The organism is Amycolatopsis sp. NPDC054798 (assembly GCF_053611505.1).
Genome location: NZ_JBSHAM010000053.1, coordinates 55,926 through 67,372 on the forward strand (window position 1 = coordinate 55,926; position 11,447 = coordinate 67,372).

Sequence of the window (11,447 nt, forward strand, 5' to 3'; positions counted from 1 at the left end):
TGGCTCATGCAGCGGGTCACCCGGGACGATGTCGCACGGCTGGCGGGCACCTCGCCGGCCGTGGTCAGTTACGTGCTCAACAACGGCCCGCGTCCGGTCGCTCCCGCCACGCGCGCACGGGTCGAGCAGGCGATCGCCGAACTCGGGTACCGGCCGAATCTCGTGGCGCGGGCATTGCGGTCCACGCGCAGCAATGTGCTCGGGCTGGTCGTGCCGGACAGCAGCGAGGGCTACTTCACCCAGCTCACGCACGCGGTCGAGCGGGCCGCCTTCGCGCGCGGATCCCTTGTCCTGCTGGGCAATTCGGCGTTCTCCCGGGAGCAGGAGCTGCGGTACGCCGAATCGCTGGCGAACATGCGCGTGGACGGTCTGCTGCTGGTCCGCGCGGAGATCGCCGGAGCGGCCGCGACTCACTCCACTTTGGACGTTCCGGTCGTTTACCTGCACCACCACGCGCCGTCCGGCGCCACCGCGCCATCGGTGGTGCTGGACAACAAAGCGGGCGGGCGGCTGACCACTGAACACCTGCTCGGGCACGGTTACCGCGAGATCGGCTGCCTCACCGGCACCGCGCGGTCCGGGCCGGTCGCCGACCGGGCCCGAGGCTGGGCAGAGGCGATGCGGGCGGCGAAAAGGAGCACGGCCAACGTCGTCCGCACCGGTTTGGATCGGCATGCCGCGCGCGCGGACATCCGGCGATGGCTGCAGTCGCCGGATCGTCCGCCCGCGATCATGGCGACCGCGGACGGGCTGGCGCTCGACACGCTCACGGTGGCGGCGGAACTCGGCTTGAGCGTGCCGAAAGACCTCGCGGTGATCGGCTTCGGCGGCACCGAAGCCGCCGCGCACAGCTGGCCGGCGTTGTCCACCGCCGGGCACTCCTTCGACGATTTCGCCGACGCGGCGGTGTCCACTCTGGACAAACTCAGAGAGAACGCTCAGCCGGAAGACCGGATCCTCGACGTCCAGCTGACCGCGCGCGCCAGCTGCGGGTGCGATTGACCCCGCAGCCGGCGCGGCCCCGCGTCAGGAGCTAGCGGTCTCCGCCCACGCCGAGGGCGTGTAGCCGAGGTAATGCGACGCGTGCGTGTTCGCTGCGGAAGCCTGCGGAATGTCCCCGCGCAAATACGCTTCGGCCTCCGCCTTGTCCTTCGGCGGCGGCGTCGGCGCGAGGCCGAGCAGTTTGGCCATGTTGTTGCCGAGGTAGCCTTCCAGGTCGTCCTCGGACAGGTTCAGGCCCTGCGGCGGCTGGTGGCACAGCACTTCCAGCTCCCGCGCCCACATGCCGGGCTCGTTCGGCGGCGAATCGGTGCCGAAGACCAGGTCGCTCTTCTTCATCTCCTTCGCGAATTCGACGATCCGCGACTGCAGCAGCCAGCCCGATTCGCCGATCACGTTCGGCGAGTCCTGGATCATCCAGAACGCCTCGAAACAGTAGACGCCGCCGGTCTGGATGCCGAAATGGCCGAGGATGAACGTGACGTTCGGGAACTCGCGGATGATCGGGTAGAACTGGGTCGGGATCGAGTACGGCCCGTCCCCGGTGTGGATCAGCACGATCACGCCGAGTTCGTCGCACACCCGCATCACCGGCCGAAGCCAGTCCAGCGCCCGGTCCGGGCGGTAGGAGTGCATGTTGGCGTGCAGCTTCAGCATTTTGTAGCCGTATTCCTTCACGTGGAAGGCCAGCTCCGCCGCGCCGTTTTCCGGGCCGAACCGCGGGTTGTACATGAAGTTCCCGACGAACCGGTCCGGGTACCGCTGCACGAGCGAGGTCACGTACGCCTGGTACTCGCGGATGCCTTCGCGGCCGGTTTTGTTGCCCTCGCGCCAGGTGGTGTTCCCCGGCGGCGGCATGATGCAGCTGACGTCCACCCGCCGCGGTTTGCCGTTGATCCAGAATGGACCGTCCATCATTTCCAGCGTGCGCTCGCCGGTGAACGGGGTTCCGGTGTGCCGCCAGGCTTCGTCGACGAGATTCGTCGGATGGACATGGGTATCGATAATCACCGGATGTCTCCTTACGCAAGACTTGAGTAAAGGACTCCCCGGCCGCGCTTCACCGCACCTACGGGACCCGGAAGCGCGATCAGCGCTCCGGCGCAACCGAGTGCAGCACCTTCGCCGCCCGCTGTCAACACATGATCGCCAAATGCCTTGCGCGGCAAGACTTTTCCGGAAGAGGCTCTTGACACCGGTCCCGGAAGGGCTTTGCATTGAACGACCCGGCGGCGCTGCCGGGCGCCGGTGACCTCCCGTTTCGGGCCAACCGTTCGGCCAGCTGCCTCCAGCCGCGCGCTGGAGACGACCGCCGGGCCGGGTCCGTCCCCGCCCGGGGAAGGGCGGCCCGATGTCGGCTGCGGAACCGGAACCCTGCGATCTCCTGCTGACCGGCGGCACCGTGGTGACCGTCGACGACCAGCGCACCGTCCATCAGACCGGCCACGTCGCGATCAGCGGCGACCGGATCGCCGGTGTCGGCGAAGGGCCTGGCAGCGACCGCTGGCGTGCCGCAGAAATCATCGACTGCCGCGGCAAAGCCGTGCTGCCCGGCCTGGTCGACGGGCACAACCACCTTTACCAGGCACTCGCTCGCGGGCTCGGCGAAGGCATGTCGATCGTGCCGTGGCTGTGCGAGTTCATGTGGCCGTATTCGATCGCGATCACCGGGCCCGAAGCGGTCGCCGGGGCGCGGCTCGGCGCGGTCGAGGCGTTGCGCGCCGGGATCACGACGGTGATCGACAATCATTACGCGCCAAGCGATCTTGAAACGACGCTCGCGGTCGCCGACGTCATCGAACAGGCCGGGCTTCGCGGCGCGGTCGCCCGCGGCATGCTGGGCGAACGCACCGAGATCGCCGACCGGCGCGGCCAGCCGATCGAGTTGTTCCGCTATTCGACCGAGGACGAATTCGCCATCACTCGCGAGGCGATGCAGCACCGGCCGCCCGGCTCGAAGGTCTCGGTGTGGCCGGCCGCGCTCAACCTCTGTTACGTGGAGCAAAAACTCGTCCGCCGGACAGTCGAACTCGCCCGGGAATTCGGCACTCGCTGGCACACCCATTGCTGCGAGAGCAAAACCGATCCGGTCAGCTACCTCGAAACCCACGGGGTCCGTCCGGTCGAATGGCTCGCGAAGGAAGGCCTGCTCGACGAACGGGCCACGCTCGCGCACGCGATCTGGCTGGACGAAGCCGAAATCGACCAGGTCGCGGCGGCGGGCGCGGGGGTTTCGCACAACCCGGCGTCCAACGGCTACCTCGCCTCCGGCACCGCGCACGTCGCGAGCATGCGAAAGCAGAACGTCCCGGTCGCGCTGGGCACCGACGGTCCCAGCTGCGGTCATCGCCAAGATCTTTTCGAGGCAATGAAACTCAGCGTCTTCGGCCAGCGAGCGGCCACTTTGGACCCGACGGCACTGCGGGCCGAGGACGCGCTGGAAATGGCCACCCGCGAGGGGGCCCGGTACGCCGGAATCGACGCGGGAGTGTTGAGCGAAGGCAAACTCGCCGACGTCATCGTGACCGCGCTCGACCGTCCGCACGTGCGCCCGGTGCACCGGGCTATCTCCGCCCTCGTCTACTCCTCCCGCGGGTCCGATGTGGAGCTGACGATCGTGGGCGGCGAAATCGTCTACCGCGCCGGACAGTGCGTCCGCGTCGACGAAGCGGCCGCCGCCGACGAGGCGGAACGGCACGCGGCCCGGCTGCTGAACCGCAGCGGCATGGGCGGACTGCTCACTCCCTGGGCGCGGTGATCCGCGCTCGCCCCTTCCCCGCTGTGGAGGAAACCATGCGATTCCGTCCGCGCACCACCCGAACCGAAGCCACGGCCCGCGACGCGGTCGACGCCGTCCCCCGGCTCCGGCAGATGCTCCCGCTCGGCATCCAGCACCTGCTGGTCGCCTACTCCGGAATGGTCACCGTGCCGCTGCTGATCGGGCTCGGCGTCGGCCTCTCCACCGCGCAGATCGCCACGCTCATCACAGCGAACGTGCTGGTCAGCGGCATCGCGACGCTATTGCAGACGCTGGGCATCGGCAACGTCGGCGTCCGGCTGCCGATCGTGATGGGCTCGACGTTCACCGGCATCACCCCAGCGATCATCGTCGGCAAGGAGGCCGGTCTGCCCGCGGTCTTCGGCGCGACGATCGTGGCCGGACTGCTCACCTGGCTGGTGGCGCCGTGGTTCAGCAAGCTGATCCGGTTCTTCCCGCCGATCGTCACCGGGACGATCATCGCGATCATCGGGTTCTCGCTGCTGCCCTCCACCGCCACGCTCATCGCCGGGTCCAATCCGGGCGCCGCCGACCACGGTTCGGCCGGACGGCTGATTCTCGGGCTGGGCACCATCGTGCTGACTGTCTGTTTGGAACGGTTCGCCCCGCCCGCGGTGCGCCGCTTCGCCATCCTGATCGCGCTGGCCGTCGGCACGCTGGTGGCGATTCCGCTCGGCATGGCGGACTTCAGCTCGGTCGGGCAGGCGGACTGGGTCGGCGTGGTGAAGCCGTTCGAATTCGGCCTGCCGACGTTCGCCTTGTCCGCACTGCTGCCGATGATCATCGTGCAGCTGGTGAACATGGTGGAATCGACCGGCGACACGCTCGCCATCGGGCAGATTGTCGGCCGCGATGTCGGGCCGCCCGAGATTTCCCGGGCGCTGCGCGCGGACGGCATCGGCACCGCGTTCGCCGGGGTGTTCGGCTCGTTCACCGTCGTCACCTTCGGCGAGAACGTCGGACTGGTCAGCATCACCCGGGTGATGAGCCGGTTCGTGGTCGCCACCGCGGGCGCGGTGCTGGTGCTCATGAGCCTGGTGCCGAAACTCGGCGCGGCCGTCGCGTCGCTGCCCGGGCCGGTGCTCGGCGGCGTCGGGGTGGTCATGTTCGGCACGGTCGGGGCGGTCGGCCTGCGCATCATGAGCCAGGCGGATCTCAGCAACGGCCGCAACATCCTGATCGTCGCCATCTCGTTCGGCTTCGGCCTGCTTCCGGTCGGGGCGCCGGAGTTTTACCAGCATCTGCCCGTTGTGGTGCAAACGGTGCTGACGAGCGGCATCGCGGCCGGCGGCATCGCGGCCTTCCTGCTGAACCTCGTGCTCAACCGCCGCGAGCGGGCTCCGCGCACCGGGCCGGAAGCCGCGCCCGGGTATTGACCCTCGGCGGCTTCCGATGCACCATAGTCGAAACCCCTTGCAGGGAAGGAAAAATCTTCATCGATCCCACAACCCCGTAGGTGCGGCGGCAGGATTCGCGCGCGGCCGGGGGTCATCGACGCCGGCTGCCCGTCCGGCTCCGGCGACGCCCCGCGATCCGCCCGGCCCGGCCTTTCCCGGCCCCGCCGGCCCAACGAGGTGAGGGAATCATGGCCAGTCACCCGTCTCCCCCGTCCCCTGTGGACGAACGTCCCCGATTCGGTCCGCTGGTGCTGCTGGGTCTGCAGCACGTGCTCGTGATGTACGCCGGTGTCGTCGTGGTGCCGATCGTGGTCGGGGCCGGATTAGGGCTGCCCCAGGCGCAGATCGCCGATCTGGTCAGCGTCGACCTGGTGCTCGCCGGGATCGGCACGATGCTGCAGGCGTTCGGCGTCTGGAAGTTCGGCATCCGGATGCCGCTCGTGGTCGGGGCCGCGTCCAACGGAATCGTCCCGATGGTGCTGATCGGCAGCACGCAGGGGCTGGCCACGGTGTACGGCTCGCTGCTCGTGGTGGGCGTTGTCTGGGTGCTGATCGCGCCGTTGTTCAGCAAGCTGCTCAAGCTGTTCCCGGAAGTCGTCACCGGCACCGTCATCACCTTGATCGGGCTGACGCTGATTCCGGTCGGGCTGAAACTCATCGCCGGTTCCAATCCGTCCGCGCACAACTACGGTGCGCCAGCGAATCTCGCGCTCGCCGGGTTCACGCTCGCGTTGATCGCGGTGTTCTACCGGGTGTTCCGCGGTCTGCTCGGCCAGTTGGCGATGCTGATCGCGCTGACCGTCGGCGCGGTGGTCGGCTGGCTGACCGGACTGGGCAGCCTCGCCGGAGTAGCCGACGGCCCGGTTTTCGGCCTGTTGAAACCGATGCATTACGGAGCGTTGCATTTCGACATCCCGTCGATTCTGCTGTTCCTGGTGATCGTTTTCGTGCTGATGGTCGAGGCGTCCGGGCAGGGGCTCGCCGTCGGCCAGGTGGTCGGCAAAAAGGTCGGGCCGCGCGACATCGCCAACCTGCTCCGGGTGGACGGCCTGCTCACCGCGATCAGCGGCGTGTTCAACGGCTTCGCCTACACCACCTTCGGGCAGAACATCGGGCTCGTCGCGCTGACCAAGGTGCGCAGCCGCTACCCGGTCGCGGTCGGCGGCATGATCCTGGTGGTTTTCGGGGTGGTGCAACCGATCGGCCGGGTGATCGCGGCGATCCCGCAACCGGTGATCGGGGCGGCCGCCGTCGCCACGTTCGCGGCGCTGACGGTGTCGGGCATCCAGCTTCTGTCCAGAGTGGACTTCAACAAGACCGGCAACCTCGTGATCGTGATGCTGTCGCTCGGTGTCGGGCTGATCCCGGCCGGAGCGCCGGATTTCTACCAGCAGTTCCCGTTCGCCGCGCAGGTTTTCCTCAAGAGCGGCGTGGCCACCGGAACCGTGCTGGCGGTGCTGCTGAACCTGCTTTTCTTCGCCCGCCGGAAACGGCAGCCAGAAGAGCCGGTCGCGCACCCGGAACCCGCCGCGAAGCTTTCCCAGTCCTGAAAGGACGTCATGGGCACCGAACCGCAGCGGCCCCGGCTGATCGTCGGCATCACCGGGGCCAGCGGCCCGCACCTGGCCGTCCACCTGCTGACCGCGCTGCGCAAGCTCGGCACGGTGGAAACGCATCTGGTCATGTCCCGGGCCGCACACCGCACCATCGAACTGGAAACCGGAATGCCGCCCGCCGAGGTGGCCGAACTGGCCGACGTCCGTCACGCGCGCGGAGACATCGCCGCGCCGATCGCGTCCGGCTCCTTCCGCACCATGGGCATGGTCGTCGTGCCGTGCTCGATGAAAACCGTCGCCGGGATCGCGCACGGCTACAGCGACGACCTGCTCGTCCGCGCCGCCGACGTCACGCTGAAAGAACGCCGTCCGCTCGTGCTCGTGGCCAGGGAAACCCCGTTGAGCCTCGTGCACCTGCGCAATCTGGTGGCGGTGACCGAGGCGGGCGCGACCGTGCTGCCGCCGGTGCCCGCCTTCTACCACCAGCCCGAGTCCATTGAGGACATCCTGGCCCACCTGACCGGCAAGGTGCTCGACCAGTTCGGCATCGAAAACGAACTGTTCGCGCGCTGGCAGGGGCCGCCCGCCTCGCAAGGAGTTTCGCGGTGAACCACCGGCAAGATCCCCACGCTTTCGTTGACCAGTACCGCCGCGAGTTTCCCGGCGACGTGCTCGTCCTCGACGATCCAGTCCCGGCCGACGAGGGTGTCACCGGGGTGATTTACGAACTCGCCGCGGCCGGGCGGCACGAGATGGTGCTGTTCCGGAAGGTGACCGGGCTCGACGTGCCCGTGGTCAGCAACATGTTCGCTTCGCGGCAGCGCATCGCCCGCATGCTCGAAACCGGACCGTCCGGTTTGCACAGTGCCTACCAGCAGCGAGCGCTCCGTGCGGTGCCGCCGAGAGTGGTCGAGTCCGGGCCGGTGCTGGACGATGTCACGACCGATGTCGACTTGACGACCGTCCCGATGCTGCAGCATTTCGCCAGCGACCGCTCCCCTTACGTCACCAGCGGCATCATCGTCGCGGAGGATCCGGACACCGGCGTCGGCAATCTCAGCTATCACCGCGCGATGCCGCATTCCCGCACCGAATTGGCGACCAGTCTGCATTCGCGCGGCGATCTGTGGCGGATGTTGCAGAAGTACGCCGAACGCGGCGAGCCGATGCCGGTCGCGATGGTGCTCGGCGGGCATCCGCTGTTCATGCTGGCCGCGTCGGCGCGCGTCGGCTACGACGTGGACGAGCGTGCCGTGGCAGGCGGGCTCTTCGGCGAACCGCTCGAAGTCGTGCGCACGCCACGGCACGGCATCGGTGTCCCGGCTTGGTCAGACTTCGTGCTGGAGGGCACGATCGACGCCTCCGAGCACGCCGACGAGGGTCCGTTCGGCGAATTCTCCGGCTATTCCTCGAATCGCTCGACCAACAACGTCCTCCGCGTGCAAACCGTCCTGCGCCGCTCGGACGCCATGCTCATCGACGTCGTCGGCGGCAACACCGACGAGCATCTGAATCTCGCGCGCGTGCCACGGGAATCGGAAATGGCGGAAAAACTCAAAGCGCGCTTCCCGGATGTCACCGCGGTGCACTATCCGACGTCCGGAACGCACTTCCACTGCTATGTCGCGCTACGCCAGCGACGGCCCGGCCAGGCCCGGCAGGTGATGCTCGGCCTGCTCGGCTGGGACCCCTACGTGAAGACAGTGATCGCAGTGGACGAGGACGTCGACGTCACCAGCGACAGCGACGTCCTCTGGGCACTCGCCACGCATTTCCAGCCGCACCAAGACTTGTTCACTGTGGACGGTCTGCCCGGCTCGCCGCTCGACCCGTCCTCGGGTTCCGACGGCACGACGTCCCGGATGGGCCTGGACGCCACCCGCGGCCCGCAGTTCGACGGCAACCGCATTGTCGTCTCCGAAGAAGCACGTCAGCACGCTCGCCGGATTCTCGGCGGGAACGTTTAAGGAGGGAATCATCATGGCCAAAATCCCGGTGACCGTACTGACCGGCTTTCTGGGCTCCGGCAAGACCACGCTCGTCAACCACATCCTCACCGCGGACCACGGGCACCGGATCGCGGTGATCGAGAACGAGTTCGGCGAGATCCCGATCGACAACGCACTCGTGCTCGGCGGCGACGAGAAAATCATCGAAATGAGCAACGGCTGCTGCCTGTGCTGCACCGCGCGCACCGACCTGATCGAAATCCTGCAGTCGCTGCTGCGCCGCCGCGAACGGTTCGACCGGATCCTCATCGAGACCAGCGGCATGGCCGACCCGAACCCGGTCGCGCAGACGTTTTTCGTGGACGACGAGGTGTCGTCGGCCTTCGCGCTGGACGCGATCGTGACACTGGTCGACGCCCGGCACGTCGGCAGCCATCTCGAAGAGGGCGAACACGACGGCGTCGGCGGCCAGGTGAGCAACCAGATCGCGTTCGCCGACCGGATCGTGCTCAACAAGATCGACCTGGTCACCGAACCCGAGATCGAGGAATTGCGCGCGCAGCTGCGCTCGGTCAACGCGACCGCGGACATCCTCACGTCCAGTTACGGCAGCGTCGACCTGGACGACATCCTCGGCATCAACGCCTTCGACCTGAACCGCACCGTCGCCGCCGACCCGGACTGGCTCGAAGACGAGTCCCACCACCACGATCCCACGCTGGAATCCGTGTCGATCGAACTCGATTACCCCCTGGACCGCGCCGCGTTCGAGCAGTGGCTCACCGCCCTGCTGGCCGAACGCGGCGACGATCTGTACCGGTTCAAGGGAATTCTCGCCTTCGACCGCCGCACGGTGCTGCAGGGCGTGCACCGGATCTACGAACTGACCGACGCCGGCGAGCAGGGTGCGCAACCGCCGGTCAGCAAGCTCGTCCTCATCGGCCGGAATCTCGACCGCGCGGAGCTGACCGACACGGTGTCGCGCTGCAGCCTCGCCGCCGCCGGACGGTGACTCAGGTGAGCGCGGCGGTCACGTCCAATTCGACGAGCTGACCCGGATAGCCCAGGCAGGTCACGCCGACGAGCGTGCTCGCCGTGGTGAACGCCGCGGCGATCGGCGAGTTCGTGAACCGATCCCACACCGCGGCGAGCGTCGGCCGGTCGGAGGTGGCCACGTAGATCACCGTGCGCACCACGTCTTCGGCAGTCGCGCCGGCGTGGGCCAGCGCGAGCTCGGTGTTGGCGACGACCTGATCCACCTGCGCGAGGACGTCGCCGGGGACGACCTCGCCGTCGATCGCCAGCGGGCACTGGCCGGCGAGGTGCACGGTGCGGCGCGCGTCGACGGTGGTCACGTGGTGATAGCCGGGAGTCGGGTGCGAAGCAGGCGGGTTCTGCCGTTGAATGGTCACGAGGCGGATCGTCGCGCACGCGAGCGGCGGTCCGCCACGGGATTTCCGGACGGGAGGGCGTATGCGCAGGACCATCGACTGGGCCGACGGGGCGATCGTGATCGTCGACCAGGTCGCGCTTCCGGGCGAGTACCGCACGCTCACGCTGCGCACGGTGACCGAACTGGTCGACGCGATCCAGCGGCTGGCGGTTCGCGGGGCTCCGGCACTGGGAGCGGCGGGCGCGTTGGGCGTCGCGTTGGCGGCTTACCAAGGCGGGGATGTACGAGCGGAAGCTGACCGCATCGCGCACGCCCGGCCGACAGCGGTCAATCTGGCCTGGGGCGTCCAGCGCGCTCTGGCCCAGCTGCCGCGCGGAGCCGACGCGGTGCTGGCCGAAGCACAGGCGATGCTCGACGAGGACGAGCAGCGCAACCGCACCGCGTCAGCCCACGCGGCGGAAGTCGTGCTGGACGCGTGTCCGCGCAGGCCGTTGCGGTTGCTCAGCCACTGCAACACCGGGCATCTGGCGACCGTCGCCTGGGGCACCGGGCTCGGAGTCGTCTGGCATCTGCACGCACGCGGACTCGTGGAATCGGTGCTGGTGGACGAAACGCGGCCGTTGTTGCAAGGCTCCCGTTTGACAGCCTGGGAACTCGAGCAAGCCGGGATTCCGTACCGCGTCCAACCGGACGGCGCCGCAGCCGCCGCGATGGCGCGCGGCCTGGTGGACTGCGTACTCGTCGGCGCGGACCGGATCGCCGCGAACGGCGACGTGGCCAACAAAATCGGAACCTACGGACTGGCCATCGCCGCCGCACACCACAACGTGCCGTTCGTCGTTGTCGCTCCGACGTCCACTGTGGACGAAACACTGGCCACCGGCGCGGACATCTCCATCGAAGAACGCGCGGCCAGCGAACTGACAGAATTCGGCGGACTACAAGTCGCCCCGAAGGGAGCAGCGGCTTTCAACCCCGCCTTCGACGTCACCCCCCACGCGCTGATCACCGCCGTGGTAACCGAGAACGGCGTTTTCGGCACGTAAACCCGGTGCCGCTACGGGCCCGCGACGACCGCCTTCACGGACACTGATTCCCCTAGGGTTCCCCTCACGACCCGAGCAACGCCGTGAGGGGCCCCTTCACGGACCTCTCGTTCGTGCTATGCGGGGGAGGTCTCGCTGTCGCGATGCCCGCTAGGCGGCGGGCAGCGCTGGCCGGGAGGAGAACCCCGCGTACCGGCCGACGCTGCCCTCGCCACTGAGAGCGCAGCTCCCCCGCGGGGGCACGGAGCATCGTCCGGGCTTGCGGCGGGTGGCGTGACATAGATGTCCGTGAGGGCCCCCTTGAGGGAATCTGATTCCCTCAAGGCTG

General features: G+C 68.2%; 10 protein-coding genes. 8 read left to right on the forward strand and 2 right to left on the reverse strand.

Annotated elements, in window-relative coordinates; genetic code table 11:
* Positions 1–6 precede the first annotated feature (6 nt).
* Positions 7–1,002 carry a LacI family DNA-binding transcriptional regulator gene (locus tag ACWGIC_RS28610; RefSeq protein WP_452079019.1) on the forward strand — a complete coding sequence of 332 codons (996 nt, stop codon included), beginning with the start codon at positions 7–9 and terminating at the stop codon, positions 1,000–1,002.
* A gap of 24 nt (positions 1,003–1,026) precedes the next feature.
* On the opposite strand, the gene ACWGIC_RS28615 is transcribed toward ACWGIC_RS28610, so the two are convergent.
* Entirely contained in the window at positions 1,027–2,010 is a 984-nt protein-coding gene (locus tag ACWGIC_RS28615) for an amidohydrolase family protein (RefSeq protein ID WP_452079020.1), read from the reverse strand.
* A gap of 340 nt (positions 2,011–2,350) precedes the next feature.
* Here ACWGIC_RS28615 and ACWGIC_RS28620 point away from each other — a divergent pair, with 340 nt between their 5' ends.
* The 6 genes from ACWGIC_RS28620 (at position 2,351) to ACWGIC_RS28645 (ending at position 9,692) form a co-directional block, all read left to right on the forward strand.
* Positions 2,351–3,757, forward strand: coding sequence for an amidohydrolase family protein (locus ACWGIC_RS28620; RefSeq protein ID WP_452079021.1), 1,407 nt, complete (start codon positions 2,351–2,353; stop codon positions 3,755–3,757).
* A 35-nt stretch (positions 3,758–3,792) separates the two neighbouring features.
* Positions 3,793–5,154: a nucleobase:cation symporter-2 family protein gene (locus ACWGIC_RS28625; protein WP_452079022.1), complete on the forward strand. Its 1,362-nt coding sequence runs from the start codon at positions 3,793–3,795 to the stop codon at positions 5,152–5,154.
* A gap of 209 nt (positions 5,155–5,363) precedes the next feature.
* The gene (locus tag ACWGIC_RS28630; RefSeq protein ID WP_452079023.1) at positions 5,364–6,725 is read left to right on the forward strand and encodes a nucleobase:cation symporter-2 family protein; all 1,362 of its coding nucleotides are present in this window, start codon (positions 5,364–5,366) and stop codon (positions 6,723–6,725) included.
* Positions 6,726–6,734: 9 nt separating this feature from the next.
* Entirely contained in the window at positions 6,735–7,340 is a 606-nt protein-coding gene (locus ACWGIC_RS28635; protein ID WP_452079024.1) for a UbiX family flavin prenyltransferase, read from the forward strand.
* On the forward strand, positions 7,337–8,698 hold the full coding sequence (locus tag ACWGIC_RS28640) for a UbiD family decarboxylase (protein ID WP_452079025.1): 1,362 nt from the start codon (positions 7,337–7,339) through the stop codon (positions 8,696–8,698). Before ACWGIC_RS28635 ends, ACWGIC_RS28640 begins: the two co-directional genes overlap by 4 nt.
* A gap of 13 nt (positions 8,699–8,711) precedes the next feature.
* Positions 8,712–9,692 carry a CobW family GTP-binding protein gene (locus ACWGIC_RS28645; RefSeq protein WP_452079026.1) on the forward strand — a complete coding sequence of 327 codons (981 nt, stop codon included), beginning with the start codon at positions 8,712–8,714 and terminating at the stop codon, positions 9,690–9,692.
* A 1-nt stretch (position 9,693) separates the two neighbouring features.
* Here ACWGIC_RS28645 and ACWGIC_RS28650 read toward each other — a convergent pair whose 3' ends face one another.
* Entirely contained in the window at positions 9,694–10,092 is a 399-nt protein-coding gene (locus ACWGIC_RS28650; RefSeq protein WP_452079027.1) for a RidA family protein, read from the reverse strand.
* A gap of 61 nt (positions 10,093–10,153) precedes the next feature.
* On the opposite strand from ACWGIC_RS28650, the gene mtnA reads away from it, so the two are divergent.
* Entirely contained in the window at positions 10,154–11,119 is a 966-nt protein-coding gene (gene mtnA / locus ACWGIC_RS28655; protein WP_452079028.1) for an S-methyl-5-thioribose-1-phosphate isomerase, read from the forward strand.
* The last annotated feature ends 328 nt before the right edge of the window (positions 11,120–11,447 follow it).